The 17,943-nt window shown below is 72.8% G+C and carries 17 protein-coding genes; 10 read left to right on the top strand and 7 right to left on the bottom strand.

Going from position 1 to position 17,943, the window contains the following annotated elements:
• Nucleotide 1 precedes the first annotated feature (1 nt).
• Complete coding sequence (locus ACZ45E_RS32440) at nt 2-643, bottom strand: PhzF family phenazine biosynthesis protein (protein ID WP_468227719.1); 642 nt, start codon at nt 641-643, stop codon at nt 2-4.
• Between the two features lie 212 nt (nt 644-855).
• Here ACZ45E_RS32440 and efeO point away from each other — a divergent pair, with 212 nt between their 5' ends.
• The 4 genes from efeO (at nt 856) to ACZ45E_RS32420 (ending at nt 5,198) form a co-directional block, all read left to right on the top strand.
• Nucleotides 856-2,007, top strand: a complete 1,152-nt coding sequence (efeO, locus tag ACZ45E_RS32435) for an iron uptake system protein EfeO (protein ID WP_468227716.1) — start codon at nt 856-858, stop codon at nt 2,005-2,007.
• Nucleotides 2,008-2,074: 67 nt separating this feature from the next.
• Complete coding sequence (gene efeB / locus ACZ45E_RS32430; protein WP_468227975.1) at nt 2,075-3,325, top strand: iron uptake transporter deferrochelatase/peroxidase subunit; 1,251 nt, start codon at nt 2,075-2,077, stop codon at nt 3,323-3,325.
• Nucleotides 3,326-3,328: 3 nt separating this feature from the next.
• Nucleotides 3,329-4,174, top strand: coding sequence for an iron uptake transporter permease EfeU (gene efeU, locus ACZ45E_RS32425; protein ID WP_468227713.1), 846 nt, complete (start codon nt 3,329-3,331; stop codon nt 4,172-4,174).
• A 37-nt stretch (nt 4,175-4,211) separates the two neighbouring features.
• Nucleotides 4,212-5,198 (top strand): SCO2278 family lipoprotein, encoded by a 987-nt coding sequence (locus tag ACZ45E_RS32420; protein ID WP_468227710.1) that lies wholly within the window; start codon nt 4,212-4,214, stop codon nt 5,196-5,198.
• Between the two features lie 159 nt (nt 5,199-5,357).
• Here ACZ45E_RS32420 and ACZ45E_RS32415 read toward each other — a convergent pair whose 3' ends face one another.
• On the bottom strand, nt 5,358-6,080 hold the full coding sequence (locus ACZ45E_RS32415; protein WP_468227708.1) for a bifunctional DNA primase/polymerase: 723 nt from the start codon (nt 6,078-6,080) through the stop codon (nt 5,358-5,360).
• A 141-nt stretch (nt 6,081-6,221) separates the two neighbouring features.
• Here ACZ45E_RS32415 and ACZ45E_RS32410 point away from each other — a divergent pair, with 141 nt between their 5' ends.
• The gene (locus ACZ45E_RS32410) at nt 6,222-7,073 is read left to right on the top strand and encodes a glycerophosphodiester phosphodiesterase (RefSeq protein ID WP_468227705.1); all 852 of its coding nucleotides are present in this window, start codon (nt 6,222-6,224) and stop codon (nt 7,071-7,073) included.
• On the opposite strand, the gene ACZ45E_RS32405 is transcribed toward ACZ45E_RS32410, so the two are convergent.
• Nucleotides 7,042-7,713 (bottom strand): TetR/AcrR family transcriptional regulator, encoded by a 672-nt coding sequence (locus ACZ45E_RS32405; RefSeq protein ID WP_468227702.1) that lies wholly within the window; start codon nt 7,711-7,713, stop codon nt 7,042-7,044. The two genes, ACZ45E_RS32410 and ACZ45E_RS32405, sit on opposite strands and share 32 nt — an antisense overlap.
• A 193-nt stretch (nt 7,714-7,906) precedes the next feature.
• On the opposite strand from ACZ45E_RS32405, the gene ddaH reads away from it, so the two are divergent.
• Nucleotides 7,907-8,737: a dimethylargininase gene (gene ddaH, locus ACZ45E_RS32400; protein WP_468227699.1), complete on the top strand. Its 831-nt coding sequence runs from the start codon at nt 7,907-7,909 to the stop codon at nt 8,735-8,737.
• Here ddaH and ACZ45E_RS32395 read toward each other — a convergent pair.
• The 3 genes from ACZ45E_RS32395 to ACZ45E_RS32385 are packed head-to-tail and all read right to left on the bottom strand — an operon-like array spanning nt 8,734 to nt 12,255.
• On the bottom strand, nt 8,734-9,759 hold the full coding sequence (locus ACZ45E_RS32395; RefSeq protein WP_468227696.1) for a small ribosomal subunit Rsm22 family protein: 1,026 nt from the start codon (nt 9,757-9,759) through the stop codon (nt 8,734-8,736). The two genes, ddaH and ACZ45E_RS32395, sit on opposite strands and share 4 nt — an antisense overlap.
• Before the next feature lie 31 nt (nt 9,760-9,790).
• Nucleotides 9,791-10,981, bottom strand: a complete 1,191-nt coding sequence (locus ACZ45E_RS32390) for a serine hydrolase domain-containing protein (protein ID WP_468227693.1) — start codon at nt 10,979-10,981, stop codon at nt 9,791-9,793.
• A complete protein-coding gene (locus ACZ45E_RS32385; protein ID WP_468227691.1) occupies nt 10,927-12,255 on the bottom strand; it encodes a multidrug effflux MFS transporter in 1,329 nt (442 codons plus the stop codon). The genes ACZ45E_RS32390 and ACZ45E_RS32385 overlap by 55 nt, the downstream gene beginning before the upstream one ends.
• A gap of 102 nt (nt 12,256-12,357) precedes the next feature.
• On the opposite strand from ACZ45E_RS32385, the gene ACZ45E_RS32380 reads away from it, so the two are divergent.
• Complete coding sequence (locus ACZ45E_RS32380; protein WP_468227688.1) at nt 12,358-13,356, top strand: Gfo/Idh/MocA family protein; 999 nt, start codon at nt 12,358-12,360, stop codon at nt 13,354-13,356.
• 128 nt (nt 13,357-13,484) lie between these two features.
• Here the strand turns inward: ACZ45E_RS32380 and ACZ45E_RS32375 are convergent, their stop codons facing one another.
• Entirely contained in the window at nt 13,485-15,116 is a 1,632-nt protein-coding gene (locus tag ACZ45E_RS32375; protein ID WP_468227685.1) for an alkaline phosphatase D family protein, read from the bottom strand.
• A gap of 189 nt (nt 15,117-15,305) precedes the next feature.
• On the opposite strand from ACZ45E_RS32375, the gene ACZ45E_RS32370 reads away from it, so the two are divergent.
• The 3 genes from ACZ45E_RS32370 to ACZ45E_RS32360 all read left to right on the top strand — a co-directional run bounded on the left by ACZ45E_RS32370 (nt 15,306) and on the right by ACZ45E_RS32360 (nt 17,751).
• Complete coding sequence (locus ACZ45E_RS32370) at nt 15,306-16,103, top strand: SDR family oxidoreductase (protein WP_468227682.1); 798 nt, start codon at nt 15,306-15,308, stop codon at nt 16,101-16,103.
• Between the two features lie 154 nt (nt 16,104-16,257).
• Nucleotides 16,258-16,722 (top strand): lamin tail domain-containing protein, encoded by a 465-nt coding sequence (locus ACZ45E_RS32365; RefSeq protein ID WP_468227680.1) that lies wholly within the window; start codon nt 16,258-16,260, stop codon nt 16,720-16,722.
• A 174-nt stretch (nt 16,723-16,896) separates the two neighbouring features.
• Entirely contained in the window at nt 16,897-17,751 is an 855-nt protein-coding gene (locus tag ACZ45E_RS32360; protein WP_468227677.1) for a PhzF family phenazine biosynthesis protein, read from the top strand.
• Nucleotides 17,752-17,943 lie beyond the last annotated feature (192 nt).

Here is a 17,943-nt window from a genome sequence, read left to right as displayed (position 1 = left end):
CTCACGCCAGCAGCCGCACCCGGCCGCCCACCTCGACGAAACCCTCCGGCTGCGGCGCCGTCAGGAGCTGGGAGCCGCGGCCCTGGCGGATGTTGAGGGCCCGGTCCAGGCGGGCCGTCAGGAGGAGCGCGGCCGCACCCGTCGCCTCGTCCTCCTCGATGCCGTCGTCGCGGCCGGGGAAGGCGCGGGCCCTGATGCGGCCCGCCGCCTCGTCCTCCCAGGCCCACGCGTACAGCCACTCCCCCGGCGGTGGCACCGCCAGCGCGTCCACCTCGGCGGCCGATCCGTACTCGCGCAGCGTGCGCGGCGGAGCCCACTCGGGGCGCGCCTCGACCCAGCTGAACTCCCCGTCGAGGCGGGCCCCGACGATGCCCGCGGGCACCACCAGTTCGGCCACGTCGAGCAGCCAGGCGGCGCCGACGCAGGGGTGCCCGGCGAAGGGCAGGCGCAGCGTCGGCGTGTAGATGTCGATGACGCCGCGCTCCGGGTCGTCGACGAAGACGGTCTCGCTGAAGCCCGATGCGGCCGCGAAAGCCTGCCGTTCCTCCCGGCCCGGGAGGCGGGATCCGTCCCGTACGACGCCGAGCGCGTTGCCGTGACGGCCGTCGGGTCCGCAGAAGACATGCAGTACGTCGTGGTCCACGGGGGAAGTGAAGCATGCTCAGGGCGTTTCGACGGACTCCGCTTGACCACCCTTTGACCGTTCCCTGGGTCGCCCGAGGGTCGTCCGTATCCCTGCCGCGATTAGGCGGTTCGTGTGAGAGGTGAATCACGGGACGAGCGGGTAGCAGTAAGGCAAGCCTCATATAAGTTAGGGCCGCCTTTGTACCAGCTGTGTACTTCCTTGGAGCCCGCATGCGAGCCGTACGTCTCTCCGCCGCCACCGCCGTCGCCACGGTGGCAGCCCTGACCGTCGTCACGGGGTGCACCGAGAAGAGCGACGCCAAGGGCGGGTCCGGCGCCGTCGAGGTGACCGCCACCGACGACGGCTGCAAGGTGTCGAAGACCCGGTTCCCGTCCGGGCACGTCGAGTTGGCCGTGGAGAACAAGGGCTCGCGCGTCACCGAGGTCGAGATCCTCTTCCCCGACGACCGCATCGTCTCCGAGCGCGAGAACATCGGCCCCGGCACGAAGCACACCCTGACCGCCGAGGTGAAGAGCGGTGCCTACCGCATCGCCTGCATCCCCGGCATGAAGGGCAAGGGCCACCGCCAGGACGTGACGGCGACCGGCGGCAAGGCCGCGAAGCGCGACCCGCGCCTCGACGCCGCCGTCGCCGCGTACCGCCAGTACGCGCAGGAGCAGGCCGACGAGACGCTGCCGAAGGTGAAGACCTTCACGGACGCGGTCCGCGACGGCGACGTGCAGGCGGCCAGGAAGGCGTACGCGCCCTCGCGCATCGGCTGGGAGCGCACCGAGCCGGTCGCCGAGTCGTTCGGCACCATCGACCCGAAGGTCGACGTGCGCGAGGACGGGCTGGAGGAGGGCCAGGACCCGAAGACGGACTGGACCGGCTGGCACCGCCTGGAGAAGGCGCTGTGGCAGGAGAAGAAGATCGGCGCGCGGGAGAAGCAGCTGGCCGGTCTGCTCGATACGGACCTCAAGAGCTGGCAGCAACGCGTCGGCAAGGCCGAGATCACCCCGACCTCGATGGCCAACGGCGCCAAGGAGCTGCTCGACGAGGTCGCCACCGGCAAGGTCACCGGCGAGGAGGAGCGCTACTCGCACACCGACCTCGTCGACTTCAAGGCCAACGTCGAGGGCGCCGAGAAGGCGTACGGCCTGCTGAAGCCGGTCGCCCGGGAGAACGACGCGGCGCTGACCAAGGAGCTCGACAAGCAGTTCGCGGCGCTCGACAAGCTCCTCGACACCTACCGCGAGGACCCGAAATCGTACGAGTTCACCTCCTACGACAAGGTCGGCAAGGCCGACCGCAAGGAGCTGTCCGACGCGGTCAACGCGCTCGCGGAGCCGCTGTCGAAGCTGGCCGCCGCGGTCGTCAAGTAGGCGCCGCATGAACGCGGAACAGGCACAGAACAACGCGGAACAGGCAGCGAACACAGAGGACGTCGCCATGACGGAGAACTCCCCTGCCCCGTCCCGGCGTGCACTGCTCACGGTCGGCGGCGCCGGGCTCGCGCTCGGCGCGGCCGCCGCGGGAGGCGCCGTCGCGCTGACCCGGTCCGACAGCGACACCATGGAGCCGGCGGCCGAGTCGGGCGGGGCGGTGCCGTTCCACGGCGCGCACCAGGCCGGCATCGCGACGCCCGTGCAGGACCGGCTGCACTTCGCGGCGTTCGACGTGAAGACGGACGACCGCGAGGAGTTCGTCCAGCTCCTGAAGGACTGGACGAAGGCCGCCGCGCTGATGACCGAGGGACGCCCGGTCGGTGAGGGCGCGTACGGCGGCCTCGCCGAGGCACCGCCGGACGACACCGGCGAGGCGCTCGGCCTCGATGCGGCGCGGCTCACGCTGACGATCGGCTTCGGGCCCTCCCTCTTCGACACGTACGGGAAGACGTTCGGGATCTCCGGGCGGCGGCCCGAGGCGCTCGTGGAGCTGCCGAAGTTCCCCGGGGACAACCTCGACAAGGCCCGCAGCGGTGGCGATCTGTGCGTGCAGGCCTGCGCCGACGATCCGCAGGTCGCCGTGCACGCCATCCGCAACCTGGCCCGCATCGGCTTCGGCAAGGTCGCCATCCGCTGGTCGCAGCTGGGCTTCGGCAAGACGTCGTCGACGACGCCGGACGCGCAGACCCCGCGCAACCTGATGGGCTTCAAGGACGGCACCCGCAACATCGCGGGGACGGAGACCGACCGGCTCGACCAGCACGTGTGGGTCTCCGACGAGGGGTGGATGAAGGGCGGCTCGTATCTCGTCGCCCGGCGCATCCGCATGAACATCGAGACGTGGGACCGCACGTCGCTCCAGGAGCAGGAGGACGTGTTCGGCCGCGACAAGGGCGTGGGCGCGCCGGTCGGCAAGGCCGGGGAGCGCGACGAGCCGTTCCTGAAGGCGATGAAACCGGACGCGCACGTGCGGCTCGCGCACCCCGACTCCAACCACGGGGCGACGATCCTGCGGCGCGGCTACTCGTTCACCGACGGCACCGACGGCCTGGGCCGGCTTGACGCCGGGCTGTTCTTCCTCGCGTACCAGAAGGACGTGCGTACGGGGTTCGTCCCGGTGCAGCGGAGCCTGGCGGGGAGCGACGCGCTCAACGAGTACATCCAGCACGTGGGTTCGGCGGTGTTCGCGGTCCCGCCGGGGGTGCGGGACGGCAAGGACTGGTGGGGCCGCGGCCTCTTCGAGAGTGGGGCCTGAGGAATGTTCGCGAACTATCTGATCGGGCTGCGCGAGGGGCTGGAAGCGAGCCTCATCGTCTGCATCCTCATCGCGTACCTGGTGAAGACGGGCCGCAGGGACGCCCTGCGGCCCGTGTGGCTGGGCGTCGGCGCCGCCGTGCTGCTGGCGCTGGCGTTCGGCGCGGCCCTGGAGTTCGGCTCGCAGGAGATGACGTTCAAGGCGCAGGAGGCGCTCGGCGGTTCGCTGTCGGTCGTCGCCGTGGGCCTGGTGACGTGGATGGTGTTCTGGATGCGGCGCACCGCCCGGCATCTCAAGAGCGAGTTGCACGGCAAGCTGGACACGGCGCTGCGGGCGGGCACGGCCGCGCTGGTCGTCACCGCGTTCCTCGCCGTCGGCCGGGAGGGCCTGGAGACGTCGCTGTTCGTGTGGACGGCGGTGCACGCCACCGGCAACGGCACGATGGAACCGGTGGCCGGCGCGCTGCTCGGCCTGGCCACGGCGGTGCTGCTCGGCTGGCTGTTCTACCGCGGTGCCCTGCGCATCAATCTGGCGAAGTTCTTCACGTGGACCGGCGCCATGCTGGTCGTCGTGGCCGCGGGCGTCCTGGCGTACGGCTTCCACGACTTGCAGGAGGCCGACTTCATCGGCGGCCTGAACCACCTGGCGTTCGACATCAGCGGCACGATCGCCCCCGACGGCTGGCTCGGCACGCTCCTGAAGGGCGTCCTCAACTTCCAGCCGGACCCGACCGTCCTCCAAGTCGTCGTCTGGCTCGCGTACTTGATCCCGACGCTGGCGATCTTCCTCGCCCCGCCGGGGCTGCTCTCCCGCAGGGGCGCGGCGTTGGGCGCTTCTTCTTCCCGGTAGGGTTCGGCCCCGGGAAGGGGAAGGTGAGAACAACGTCATGAGCGAGGTCAGGATCGGGCTCGGCAGGCCCGCCGCCGCGGCGGCAGCGGCGGTCGTGCTGTCCCTCACGGCGAGCGGCTGCGTGACCGTGCACGGGGAGCTCGAAGTCGTGCCCACGACCACGAAGGCGCAGGCCGCACGCGCCCTGGACACCTTCGTCGCCGCCTACAACAAGGCGGACAAGACCTACGAGCGGACCGCCGACGCCGCGTACGTCACCGGGGCGCTCGGCGCGATCGACGCGGCCAAGCTGAAGGCGGGCCGCACGGTGAACCCGGGCGGCAACCCGAAGTACACGCCGCTGAAGCTCACCGACTCGCACTTCACCGTCCCGAAGAAGGCCGGCTGGCCGCGCTGGTTCGTCACGGACAGCGCCAACAACCGGGTCGCCGGGTCGCGCTGGGTCATGGTCTTCACCCGCGACTCGGTCGACGAGCCGTGGGCGGTCTCCTATCTGACGCTGTTCCGCGGCGACACCCTCCCCGGCTTCGAGAAGGACCAGGACGGCTGGGCCGAGGCCGTCACCCCGGATGCCGAGGGGCTCGCGATGCGGCCGGGCGACCTGAGCGAGAAGTACACCGGGTACCTCAGGGACGGCGGCGCCGGGTTCGCGGCGGGGCCGTACACCTCCGAGTGGCGCGCGACGCGCAAGAAGAACGAGTCGCGCCCCGGCCTCTCCACCCAGTTCATCGACGAACCGCTCACGTCCGGCGACTACGCGCCCGTCGCGCTGCGCACCGAGGACGGCGGGGCGCTCGTCTTCTTCACGACGCGGCGCTACGAGAAGCAGACCGCGTTCGCCGGCAGCGATCTGCCCGCGATCAGCCCGAGCGTGAAGGCGCTGATGACGGGGGACGCGAAGCAGGCGGCGACGTACGGGTACGTGTCGAACCAGACGGCGCTCGTCCCTGCGGGGGGCTCCGCCGGGGGTGGGGTCCGGGTGCTGAACCGGGTCGAGGGGATCACCCACGCCGAGGGGTCCTGACCGGGTCCTGACCGGGTCCTGCGCCGCCGCGCGGGGCTGTCATGGGGGCCACGGGGCTCCGCCCCGGACCCCGCTCCTCAAACGCCGGAGGGGCTGGAGTGGGGTGCCGGAGGGGCTTGATCGATGAGGTGGGCTTGATTCGTGGCGTGCCCGAGTGGTTTACGGCCACGCCGACTCGTAGTCCGGCTCCGCTCCCGCGTGGCGGGCGCACGCGTCGGTGAGCGCCTCCAGCAGGGTCAGCGGGTCCGGCAGCGGGTGCTCGGGGCCGCGCAGCCACGTCACCGAGCGGCCGGCGGGGAGCCGGGCCGGCGGGACCAGGACGTAGGAGCCGCGGCAGTGCCAGCGCATGCCCGGGTGCTCGTCCATGGTCTCGGGGTGGCAGTCCAGCTCGCAGGGCCACCACTCGTCCTCGTCCTCGGGCGTGCCGCGCGTCGCCGTGAAGAAGAGCATGCGGTCGCCGCCGGACTCGGCGACGGGGCCCACGTCGATGCCCCTGGACAGCAGCCGCTCCAGCGCCTCGCGGCCGGCCTCCAGCGGTACGTCCAGGACGTCGTGGACCATGCCGGTCGCGGTGATGAAGTTGGCCTGCGGCTGGTGCCGGGCCCAGCGCTCGACCTGGGCGCGGTCGGTCGTGGACTGGGTCTGCCAGGCGAAGGAGACGGGGTGCCGGCCGGGCGTCGGACAGCCGACGCGGTTGCAGGAACATCGGTAGTCGGCGGGGTGGGCGGCCGGGGCGAGCGGCAGCCCGGCGGCGGCAGCGGCGAGCAGCAGGGATTCGCGATCCTCGTCGGCCCGGGTCTCCTTGGGGCCTCTGGCCGACTTCAGCCACTGGGCGAACCTGCCCAGGCCCGAGCGTGCGCTGTCACCGTGCTCCGCGCCCATCTATCCCCTTGCCACACCATCGCCGTCGAGCCGGGTGCCGGATGGACCCCGGGCCCCCATGGTCCCACCATCCCGCCTCCGGAGAGGCCACAGGGTGTCATTGCCCTATTTACACCTAATTGCGGGCCTACCGTGGGCACCATGGTCACTCTTGCCGCCAGGACCGTGCCGGTCGTCGGCCTCACCGGCGCCCTCTCCCTGGCCGTTCTGGCCTTCGCGCCCCCGCTGCGAGGGGGCGGCGGGCCGGTCGTGGTGGAGTCCCTGCCCCGCATCACGTACACCGCGCACCGCGGCGGCGCCCTGGAGGTGCCGGAGAACAGCATGTCGGGGCTGGCGGCGGCGTTCGCGCGGGGCACCGCGCCGGTTCTCGACTTCGATACGCGGATGCTGCGCGACGGCACTCTGGTGGTGATGCACGACCCGACGCTGGACCGGACGACCTACTCGGCGGGGCCGGTCGACGCGCTGGACCGGGCGCAGTGGCGGAGCGTGCTGCTGCGGCCCGCGCCGTCGCTGCCGGGCATCTGGCTCCCGGAGCGGCCGCCGACGGTCGCGGAGGTGCTCGACCGGTTCGGCGGCCGGACCGTGCTGATGCTGGAGGCCAAGGACCCGGCGAGCCTCGTCGGGCTCGCCCGGCTGATCCGGGACCGCGGCCTGACCCGCTCGGTGCTGGTCAACTCCAACAGCCCGGTCGTCGCCGAGCGCGCGCACCGGCTCGGCCTGATCGCCCAACTGTGGCGCTCGGCACAGCAGATGAGAGCCGACCGGCCCGAGCTCTGGGCCCGGTACGTCGACGTGCTGGACATGGATTACGCGGCGCGCGACGCGGATCTGGTGCGGGCCGTCCGCTCGGGGGTCCCGCGCGTGTGGGCGCACACCGTGAACACGCCGCGGGACCGGGACCGGGTACTGCGGCTCGGCTGCGACGGGGTCATCACCAACGCGCCGGGCCTGCTCACGGCTACGCCGGTGACTTCTTCGGGCGGGCGCTGATCCCGTAGAGGGCGTACTCGACGAGCTTGTCGGCGTACGCGTGGTCGAGCGGGCCGGTGCACTGGAGCCAGCGCTGGGCGACCGGCGAGACGAACAGGTCGCGGGCGACGGCCGGGTCGACCTCCGCGCGGATCTCGCCCGCGTCCTGGGCGGCGCGCAGCCGGGCGGCGTACAGATCGAGCCCGGGCATGAGGAGCCTGGTGATGAACGCCTCGGCGAACTCGTGGTCGGCGACCCCCTCGGCGGCGAGCGCGCGGGCCGGGGCCTCGAAGCGGGGGTCCTTGAGCTCGTCGATGGTGGCGCGCAGCACCAGCTTGAGGTCGGTCTCCAGATCGCCGGTGTCGGGCAGGCCGGTCGCGGCGACGGGGACGGGGTACTTCTCGGCGGCGGTCCTGGCGTTCTGCTCGTTGAGGTCGAGGAACGCCTCCATGAGGACCTCGGCCTTCGACCCCCACCAGCGGTAGATCGTCTGCTTGCCGACGCCGGCGCGGGCGGCGATGCCCTCGATGGTCGTACGGGGGTAGCCGATCTCGCCGACCAGGGCGAGGGCGGCGTCGTAGATCGCACGGCGCGAGCGCTCGCTGCGGCGGGCCGAGTCGGGGGCCGTCTTTTTCGGGGCGCGGCTGGACGTGTCAGACATGGTTCGAATGTAGCAGCGGCGAGGCGAGACGTACCGTCTTGGACTGGGGCGGAAGGGGCGGGAGGGGCGTGACCGGCGGCGCCGGCCGTGGGGCGTGATCCGGTCCGCGAACCACCCGTTCGGTGCACATCCCCGAGGGCTCCTCCGACCGCACCATGGGCCCAACAGACCCTGCGGTTGTGAGGAGCCCTCATTGCGTAATCCGCACTCCGGCCCACGGTGCGCCACACCCCGGCGCTACCTCATGTGCCCACCGGCGCACTTCAAGGTCACCTACTCGATCAACCCGTGGATGGACCCGGCGAAACCCGTCGACGTCCCGCTCGCCGTCGCCCAGTGGGAGGTGCTGCGCGACCGGTACCGCGCGCTCGGCCACACCGTGGAGGTGCTCGACCCGCGGCCCGGACTGCCCGACATGGTCTTCGCGGCCAACGGGGCGACCGTGGTCGACGGGCGGGTGCTCGGGGCGCGGTTCGCCCACCCGGAGCGGGAGGCGGAGGCCGCCGCCCACCTCGACTGGTTCCGTGCCCACGGGTACGCCGAGGTGCACGAGCCCGTGCACGTCAACGAGGGCGAGGGGGACTTCGCCGTCACCGCCTCCTATGTGCTGGCGGGGCGCGGGTTCCGGGCGTCGCCGCTGTCGCACGGGGAGGCGCAGGAGGTCTTCGGGCGGCCGGTCATCGGGCTCGATCTGGTGAACCCGCGCTTCTACCACCTGGACACCGCGCTCGCCGTCCTCGACGACAGCGCGGACGACGTCATGTACTACCCGGCCGCGTTCTCGGCGGGGAGCCAGGACGTACTGCGCCGGCTCTTCCCCGACGCCCTGATCGCCGACGAGCCCGACGCGGTCGCCTTCGGCCTGAACTCGGTGTCGGACGGGCGGAACGTGGTGATCCCGCAGGGCGCCGTCGGCCTCTTCGGGCCGCTCAGGGAACGCGGGTTCGTGCCCGTCGCCATGGACCTGTCGGAGCTGCTGAAGGGGGGCGGGAGCGTGAAGTGCTGCACGCTCGAACTCCGCTAGCGGGGCCGTCCCTCCGGCCCGTGCCACGAATCGCCCCAGTCCGTGTCACGGGCCTCCTTGTACAGCGCCCCGTGCTTCTTCGTCACCGTCGTCCGGGTCAGGCCGCCCTCGGCTCCGCACAGGTCCAGGAGTACCTGGCCCTTGCGGAGCTGGGGACGGCGGATCACCCGGGCCTCGGCGGGCGCCGGGGGGAAGCGGGTGGCGGCGACGTAGGAGAACTTCTCGTCCTCGTACGCCAGCGATCCGCCCTTGACCTGCCGGTGCAGGGAGGAGCGGCTGACCCGGGCCGAGAAGTGGCACCAGTCCTCGCCCGGCGCGATCGGGCAGGGGGCGCTGTGCGGGCAGGGGGCCGCGACGTGGAAGCCGGCGGCGATCAGCCGGTCGCGGACCTCGATGATCCGGGTGTAGCCGTCGGGGGTGCCGGGTTCGACGACGACGACGGCGCCGCGCTCCGGGTGCGCCGCCCGCACCGCCGCGTCGACGACCGCCGCCCGGTCGGCGTCGGTGAGCTCCTTCAGCACGTACGAGATGGTGACCAGCTCGGCCGCGGGCAGCTCCTGCGCCGTCCCGATACGGGCCCGGCCCCACCACACTGACTTCGCCAACTGCCCGTCGGCTGCGGCCAGTTCGCGGCCGAGCGCCAGGGCGGGTTCCGACCAGTCCAGGACCGTGGTCGGGCGGGACCCGGGCAGCGCCGCGCGGGCCGCCCACACCGCCGCGCCCGTCCCGCCGCCGATGTCCACGTGGCCGCCGGGCGACCAGCCGGCCGGGGCCGCGTCGCGGAGGGCGTCGAGCGCGGAGCGGACCGCCTCGAACGTGGCCGGCATCCGGTAGGCCGCGTACGCCGCGACATCCGCCCGGTCGCGCAGGATCGGCGCCCCGGTCGGGGTCGTGCCCCGGTAGTTCGCGATGAGCCGCTCCACGGCGCGGGCCGCCTGCGTGGGCGGGAGACCGTCGAGGAGGCCGGCGAGGGCCGAGCGCAGGGTGTCGGCGGGTTCGGTGGGGTCGGTCGGGGCGTTCACCCGGTTGATTTTAGAGGGCGCGGCCCTACCCTTAGGACCCCGGCGGGCCCGTCACCGCGCGGGCCAGGTGGGTCGCGGCGGCGGCGCGGGGGGCGCTGTCGGCGGGGCGGCGGCGCGGGTGGACCGTGTTGGCGAGCAGGACCAGGAACGTGTCCGTCTCCGGGTCCATGACGAGGGACGTGCCCGTGAAACCGGTGTGTCCGGCCGCCCCGGCGCCCGCCAGCTCGCCCATGAACGACGCGTCGTCGACGCGGAAGCCGAGCCCCGGCGCCGCCAGCATCAGGTCGACGAAGTCGGGGCCGAGGATGCGGGCGGTGCCGTACGAGCCGCCGTTGAGCAGCGTGCGGCAGAGCACCGCCAGGTCGTGCGCCGTGGAGAAGAGACCCGCGTGGCCCGCGACGCCGCCGAGCGCCCAGGCGTTCTCGTCGTGCACCTCGCCGCGCAGCATGCCGCGGTCGGCCTTGGCCCAGGGGCGGCGCTGGTCCTCGGTGGCGGCGGCGCCGGGCCGCGGCCCGTACGACGTGGCGGTCATGCCGAGGGGGCGGGTGATGCCCTCGCGGACGAGCACGTCGAGCGGGCGGCCGGTGAGGCGCTCCAGGAGCTGCTGGAGCAGCAGCATGTTCAGGTCGGAGTAGCGGTACTCCCCCGGCTTCGACGACGGGGCCTCGGCGCGCAGCAGGGCGAGCCGGGCGGCCGCGTCCGGGGCCTCGTACAGCGGGAGTTCGGGGCGCAGGCCCGAGGTGTGGGTGAGGAGCCGGCGGACGGTGAGCCCGGCTTGCGCGGCGGCGGTGAACTCGGGGAGGTACGCGCCGATCCGCGCGTCGATGCCGAGGGTGCCGCGCTCGATCTGCTGCACGGCGGCGACCGTGGTGAACAGTTTGGTCAGCGAGGCGAGGTCGAAGGGCGTGTCGAGGGTCATGGGGACGCGGGCGGCGGCCGGGAGTTCGACGCCCCGGTCCGTGGTCCCGTCGTACGCCGTGTACCGCAGCGCCCAGCCGCAGGCGGCCTCGGCGGCGATCACCGGGCCGCGCCCGGCGAGCAGCACGGCCCCCGCGCACCAGGGGCGCGGGCCGTCGGGGAGCGTACGCACCCCGTGGACGAGGCGGGCGACCTGCCCGGTGTCCAGGCCGGCCCGCTCGGGGGTGCCGGGCCGCAGTCGTGGGGAGCTCAGCGCCCCGTCACCTCCCCCGTCGCCCTGGCCGCGAGCTGCCAGGGGCGGCACAGTGCCAGGAAGGCGACGACCGCCGCCAGGCCGCAGACGAGCTGCACCAGGGCCATCGGTACGGCCGTGCGCTCGCCCGCGATGCCGACGAGCGGCGAGGCGACCGCGCCGATCAGGAAGGAGGAGGTGCCGAGCAGGGCGGACGCGGAGCCGGCGGCGTGCGGGGTGCGCAGCAGCGCGAGGGCGTTGGTGTTGGGGGTGGCAAGGCCCATCGAGGCCATCAGCACGAAGAGTCCGGCGGAGACGGGTACGACGCCGAGCTCCTGCGGGGCGCCGAAGACACCCGTGGCGACGAGGAGCAGGAAGGCGGCGGCGACGACGATCAGCGAGAGGCCGACGGTGAGGACCTTGTCGAGGCTGACGCGGCCGACGAGGACCTTGCCGTTGAGCTGGCCGACGGCGATCAGGCCGATCGAGTTGAGCCCGAAGAGCAGGCTGAACGTCTGGGGCGAGGCCCCGTAGATCTCCTGGATCACGAACGGGGAGGCGCTGATGTACGCGAACAGCGCGGCGAACGCGAAGCCGCCCGCGACCATGTACCCGGTGAAGACGCGGTCGGCGAGCAGGGACCGCATGGTGCGCAGCGCTTCGACGGTGCCGCCGGAGTGCCGCCGCTCGGGCGGCAGCGTCTCGGGCAGGAACCTGCCGACGAGCGCGGTGAGGGCGATGCCGATGAAGGTGAGCACGACGAAGACGCCGCGCCAGTCGGTGACGCGCAGGATCTGCCCGCCGATGAGGGGCGCGACGACCGGGGCGACGCCGGATATCAGCATCAGGGTGGAGAAGAAGCGGGCCATCGCGACGCCGTCGTAGAGGTCGCGCACGACGGCCCGGGCGATCACGATGCCGGCCGCGCCCGCCAGGCCCTGGAGCAGGCGGAAGGCGACGAGCAACGCGGCGTCCGGCGCGAAGGCGCAGATCGCGGTGGCGGCGACGTACACGAACAGGCCGATCATGAGCGGTCTGCGGCGGCCCCACTTGTCGCTCATCGGGCCGACCACGAGCTGGCCGAGGGCCATGCCGGTCAGGCAGGCGGTGAGGGTGAGCTGGGCGGTGGCGGCGGAGGTGTGCAGGGCACCGGTGACCTCGGGCAGCGCCGGGAGGTACATGTCCATCGACAGCGGCGGTACCGCCGTCAGGCCGCCGAGCACCAGGGTGACGAGGAGGCCGGTGCGAACGGCCGCCCTGGGTACGGGGATCGGGGTCCCGGCCCGGGCGGGCGGCGCCTGCTCGGCGACGTTCCTGGTGCTCCCGGTACTTCCGCTCTCCGCCATCCCGTTGCCCCTCGTTCCCTTTCGTCTCTCCCGGCCGTACGTGCGATTACCTATGCTCTCAGCTCGGCGCAGTGGTCGTAACCAACAACTGAGGTGGCAGTGATGGCTGGGGAACGCGTGCGGTGGGGGATTCTTGCGACGGGTGGGATCGCCGCGTCGTTCACGGCGACGCTGCTGGATCTGCCGGATGCCGAGGTGGTGGCGGTGGCGTCCCGGAGCGAGACGTCGGCGAAGGCGTTCGCGGAGCGGTTCGGGATCGACCGGGCCTACGGCGACTGGGCCTCCCTCGCGGCCGACGAGGACGTCGACGTGGTCTACGTGGCCACGCCGCACGCCGCGCACCGGGAGGCGGCCGGGCTCTGTCTGGAGGCGGGGCGCGCGGTGCTGTGCGAGAAGGCGTTCACGCTGAACGCGCGCGAGGCCGCGGAGCTGGTGACGCTCGCGCGCTCGCGCGGCCTCTTCCTGATGGAGGCCATGTGGATGTACTGCCATCCGATGGTCCGGCGCCTCAAGGCCCTGGTCGACGACGGGGCGATCGGCGAAGTCCGCACCGTGCAGGCCGACTTCGGGCTGGCCGGCCCGTTCCCGCCCGCGCACCGGCTGCGGGACCCGGCCCAGGGGGGCGGTGCGACCCTGGATCTCGGGGTGTACCCGGTGTCGTTCGCGCAGCTGCTGCTCGGCGAACCGTCCGGGGTGAGCGCGCGGGCGGAGCTCTCCCCGGAGGGCGTGGACCTGCAGACCGGGATGCTGCTGTCCTGGGCGGGCGGGGCGCAGGCCGTGCTGCACTGCGCGATCAATTCCGGTACGGGGGTGACGGCGTCCGTGACGGGCTCCGCGGGCCGGATCGACGTGCCCGCCGGGTTCTTCTATCCGGAGCGGTTCGTCCTGCACCGGGACGGCCGTGACCCCGAGGAGTTCATGGCCGTGCCCGAGGACGGGCCGCGCGACTCGATGCGGCACGAGGCGCTGGAGGTCATGGGGCGGCTGCGGGCCGGGGACACGGAGTCGCCGCTGGTGCCGTTGGAGTCGTCGCTCGCGGTGATGCGGACCCTGGACGCGGTGCGCTCCGCTGTGGGGGTCAGGTATCCCGGGGAGCGGTGACGGGGGTTCGTTTTCGGGTGCGGGTCCGGTGGGGCTTCTCGCGCAGTTCCCCGCGCCCCTGGGGCATGCGGCTCCGCCGCGTGGGCGCGACCAGCCACGACGAGAGCCGCACCCGGCGTCGATACCGGTCAGGCCGGGCGCAGCCCCTGGTCGCCGACCTCGGTGACGAAGGACGCCGCCGTCGTGATGCCGGCCCCCGGGACGGTGACCGCCGAGACCGTCTTGAAGTCGGCCCGCGCCTCGGACTCCCCGAGCCCCACGGTCACATAGCCCCGCCGCCCGTTGAAGAACTTCATGTGCGGATTGGCCCTGGTGTACGTCTCCCAGGTGGCGGGCCGCTCCGCCCCGTCCTTGCCGGAGGCGATGGAGGTGGCGACGATCTCGGTGCCGAGGGTGCGCGACGCCGGGTCGGCGAAGTCGGCCTTGATGTCGAAGGCGTACCCGACGTGGACGTCACCGGTGAGGACCATGAGGTTCTCGACGCGGGCCGCCTTGGCCCCGGCGAGCACCCGGTCCCGGGAGGCCCGGTAGCCGTCCCACGAGTCCATCGACAGCTTCGCGTCGGCGTTCAGGTCGAGCCTGCGCTCGGAGAAGGTGACCTGCTGCGGCACGACGTTCCACAGGGCGCGCGAGCGGCGCCAGCCGTCGATGAGCCACCGCTCCTGCGTGGCGCCCGTGATGGTGCGCGCCGGGTCGTCGGACTCGGGCCCGGGCGCGTGGGCGGTGTCGCCGTAGGCCTGGTTGGAGCGGTACTGGCGGGTGTCGAGGATGTCGAACTGGGCGAGCCGGCCCCAGACGAGGCGGCGGTAGAGCTGGGCGTCGGGCCCGGTCGGCAGCTGGGGGCGGCGCAGCGGCTGGTTCTCCCAGTACGCGCGGTAGGCGCTGGCGCGGCGCAGCAGGAACTCGGCCGGCGGGTCGTCGTTCTCGGAGATGTCGTCGGCGTAGTTGTTCTCGGTCTCGTGGTCGTCCCAGGTGACGACGAAGGGGTGCGCGGCGTGCGCGGCCCGCAGGTCGGGGTCCGACTTGTAGAGGGCGTAGCGCAGCCGGTAGTCCTCCAGGGTCACGGTCTCCCGGGCGAAGACGCCGGGCAGGACGCGGTCGCTGTACTTGCGGGCGCCGCCCGCGGAGTCGACCGCGTACTCGTAGAGGTAGTCACCGAGGTGGAAGACGACGTCGACGTCGTCCTCGGCGAGGTGCTTGTACGCGGTGAAGTAGCCGTCGTGGTACGCCTGGCAGGAGACGGCGGCCAGCGTCAGCTGCGACACGTGGCCCAAGGCGGCGGGCGCGGTGCGCGTACGGCCGGTCTCGCTGACCCAGCCGCCGACGCGGAAGCGGTAGTAGTAGACGCGGCCCGGCGCGAGGTGTTCGACCTCGACGTGCACGGAGTGGTCGAACTCGGGGTGCGCGGTGGCGGTGCCACGTCGGGCGACGCGCCTGAAGTGTTCGTCGTGTGCGAGTTCCCAGCGCACGTCGACGCGCTGGGCGGGCAGGCCGCCGCCGGCCTCGTACGGTTTCGGGGCGAGCCGGGTCCAGAGCAGTACGGATCCGGGCAGCGGGTCGCCGGAGGCGACGCCGAGGGTGAACGGGTCGCTGGTGACCTTGCGGGCGTCCAGTTCGGCGGCGGCCGCGGCACCGGCGGTGGGGAGGTTGGTGGCGAAGGCGAGCGCGGCGGCGGCGCCGGTGACGGTGAGGAACCTGCGGCGGCCCAGGTGCTGGGCCGCGGCGCGGAGATCAGGTGTGTGCTGCGGAACGTATGACATGGAGCCCCTCCCCTGACTGCGGATGTCGTCCGCCGTCCTGTCGTGTGCTGTCCTGTCGTGTGCTGTCCTGTCGTGTGCTGTCAGGGGAATTCGAGCGGGCCGGGACGACGCTTGCCTGTCGCGTACACAACAGCCACATGGCGGATCGGTGATCTCCGGGTGCCCGCGCCGCCCGTACGCTGCGGCCCCATGGACGATCAGCGAACCGCGGGGACACCCACCGCACAGACGACCACCGCAGGACCGAGGAGCGCCGTGGTCACCGGCGCCGGCTCCGGCATCGGCCGGGCCGTCGCCCTGGAACTGCTGCGCCGTGGCTGGCGCGTGGCGCTCGCCGGGCGCCGCACCGAGGCCCTGGCGGAGACGGCGGGGCTCGCGCCGGACGGCGACTCCCTCACCGTCCGCACGGACGTGTCGAGCCCCGGGGACGTGACGGCGCTGTTCGGCGCCGTGCGCGACCGGTTCGGCCGCCTCGACCTGCTCTTCAACAACGCGGGGACGTTCGGCCCCGGCGGCGTGCCCGTCGAGGAGTTGGCGTACGACGCGTGGCGGCAGGTGGTCGACACCAACCTGAACGGGGCCTTCCTGTGCGCGCAGGCGGCGTTCCGGCTGATGAAGGAGCAGGACCCGCAGGGCGGGCGGATCATCAACAACGGCTCCATCTCGGCGCACACGCCCCGGCCGCGTTCGATCGCGTACACGGCGACGAAGCACGCCCTGACGGGTCTGACCAAGTCGCTCTCGCTGGACGGCCGTCCGTACCGCATCGCCTGCGGGCAGATCGACATCGGCAACGCGGCGACCGACATGACCGAGCGCATGCAGGCCGGGATCCCGCAGGCCAACGGCGAGCTGGCGGCGGAGCCGGTGATGGACGTGGCGGACGTGGCCCGCACGGTGCGGCACATGGCCGAGCTGCCGCTGGAGGCCAATGTGCAGTTCGCGACGGTTCTTGCCACGAACATGCCGTTCATCGGCCGCGGATAAGCCTTTCGAGCCGGCCTTTCGGGGCCGGCCTTGCGGAGCCACTTGCTTGAGATCTAAATCTCCACAAGCGGAATAGTTCCTGCCCCCTCAATACCGGACACCGCGCCCGTATGCTCGGCTCCTCTCCACGAGAAATTCACATTTGGAGTGCATCTTGCGCATACGTTCCGCGGCTCCGGCCGCCCTCGCCGCAGCCGCCCTCGCGGGCTCGCTGCTCGCCGCGTCCCCGGCCTCCGCCGCCGCGCACCAGGGCGGGCTGCACCTCGGCTACATCCAGTACGACAGCCCCGGCTCCGACCGCGGCAGCAACAGCTCGCTGAACGCGGAGTGGGTGAACATCCACAACAACTCCCGCGCCGCCGTCCAGCTCAAGGGCTACAAGCTGAAGGACACGACCGGCTACACGTACACCTTCGGCAGCTACAAGATCGGCGCCGGCAAGACGGTCAAGGTCCGCACCGGCAAGGGCACCAACGCCGCCGGCGTCCGGTACTGGGGCCGTGGCTCGTACGTCTGGAACAACACCGGCGACAAGGCCCGCCTGATCAAGCCGAGCGGCGCGCAGCTCGACTCCTGCTCCTGGAGCCGTCTCGGCTCGGGCGGGGTCAGCTGCCACTGAGCCACCACGAGGGGGGGAGGAAGGGGCATCCGCGCCGTGCGCGCGGGTGCCCCTTCCGCATGCACGCCCCTGCCTGGCCGGTGCCGCTCCTGCCTGGCCGGTGCCGCTCCTGCCTGGCTGGTGCCGCTGTGAAAATTCGGGTGCGGACGCCCGGGGCCGGGTGAGAATGCCCGCATGACCGATGACGACGTGCTGCGCTACACCGCCTTCACCACCAGCCCCGCCGGAGGCAACCCGGCCGGGATCGTGCTCGACGCCTCCGCCCTCGGCGACGACGCCATGCTGAAGATCGCCGCCGATCTGGGCTACAGCGAATCCGCGTTCGTGACGCCCGGCCCGCCCGGGAGCGGCGAACGGGCCCACACCGTGCGCTACTTCAGCCCCAAGGCCGAGGTCCCGTTCTGCGGCCACGCCACCGTCGCCACCGCGGTCGCCCTCGCGGAGCGCCGGGGCACCGGCGACTACCTGTTCCACACCCCGGCCGGCGAGGTCCCGGTCACCGTCGACCGGTCCGGCGACGTGCTGCGCGCGACCCTCACGAGCGTGGAGCCCCGCATCGAGGAGGTCAGCGGCGAGGACCTCACCGAGGCGCTGGCCGCCCTCGACTGGCCGGCCGCCGACCTCGACGCGGCCCTGCCGCCCCGCATCGCCTACGCCGGGGCCCGGCACCTCGTCCTCGCCGCGGCCACCCGCCAGCGCCTCGCCGACCTCGACTACGACTTCGACCGGCTCGCCGCGCTGATGCACCGGCTCGACCTGACGACCGTCCAACTGGTCTGGCGGGAAGCCGAGTTCACCTTCCACGTACGGGACCCGTTCCCCGTGGGCGGCGTCGTCGAGGACCCCGCCACCGGCGCGGCCGCCGCGGCGTTCGGGGCGTACCTGCGCGAGCTGGGCCTGGTCCCGGCGGCCGCCGCGCTCACCCTGTACCAGGGCGCCGACATGGGCCGCCCCGGCGAGCTGGCGGTGACGCTGCGGGAGGGCGACCCTCGGGTGCGGGTGAGCGGCACCGCCGTACCGATCCCGTAGGGACCGTGCCCCGGGGCTTCCGGCCCGGGCTCGTCCTGCCCGGTCAGGTCCGGGCCGGTCAGGTCCGGGCCTGACCGGGCAGGACGAGCCCGGTCAGGCCCGGCCCAGGATCTGCTCGATCTGCGCCAACCCCGCCCGGGTCCGCAGCCCATGGGCGAGCGCTCCCACCTTCTCCTCCGCCCTCTCCAACAC

The sequence above is a fragment of the Streptomyces sp. NPDC030991 genome, assembly GCF_055571235.1.
Note: the sequence above shows the minus strand (reverse complement) of the source record. Positions and strands in the feature narration are given on the sequence as shown.

Bases quoted from the DNA above. Each gene is read 5' to 3' on its own strand.
- efeU (WP_468227713.1), top strand. From the start codon at position 3,329: ATGTTCGCGAACTATCTGATCGGGCTGCGCGAGGGGCTGGAAGCGAGC.
- ACZ45E_RS32360 (WP_468227677.1), top strand. From the start codon at position 16,897: ATGACCGATGACGACGTGCTGCGCTACACCGCCTTCACCACCAGCCCC.
- efeO (WP_468227716.1), top strand. From the start codon at position 856: ATGCGAGCCGTACGTCTCTCCGCCGCCACCGCCGTCGCCACGGTGGCA.
- ACZ45E_RS32385 (WP_468227691.1), bottom strand. From the start codon at position 12,255: ATGGCGGAGAGCGGAAGTACCGGGAGCACCAGGAACGTCGCCGAGCAG.
- ACZ45E_RS32405 (WP_468227702.1), bottom strand. From the start codon at position 7,713: ATGTCTGACACGTCCAGCCGCGCCCCGAAAAAGACGGCCCCCGACTCG.
- ACZ45E_RS32380 (WP_468227688.1), top strand. From the start codon at position 12,358: ATGGCTGGGGAACGCGTGCGGTGGGGGATTCTTGCGACGGGTGGGATC.
- efeB (WP_468227975.1), top strand. From the start codon at position 2,075: ATGACGGAGAACTCCCCTGCCCCGTCCCGGCGTGCACTGCTCACGGTC.
- ACZ45E_RS32375 (WP_468227685.1), bottom strand. From the start codon at position 15,116: ATGTCATACGTTCCGCAGCACACACCTGATCTCCGCGCCGCGGCCCAG.
- ACZ45E_RS32420 (WP_468227710.1), top strand. From the start codon at position 4,212: ATGAGCGAGGTCAGGATCGGGCTCGGCAGGCCCGCCGCCGCGGCGGCA.
- ACZ45E_RS32370 (WP_468227682.1), top strand. From the start codon at position 15,306: ATGGACGATCAGCGAACCGCGGGGACACCCACCGCACAGACGACCACC.
- ACZ45E_RS32415 (WP_468227708.1), bottom strand. From the start codon at position 6,080: ATGGGCGCGGAGCACGGTGACAGCGCACGCTCGGGCCTGGGCAGGTTC.
- ACZ45E_RS32410 (WP_468227705.1), top strand. From the start codon at position 6,222: ATGGTCACTCTTGCCGCCAGGACCGTGCCGGTCGTCGGCCTCACCGGC.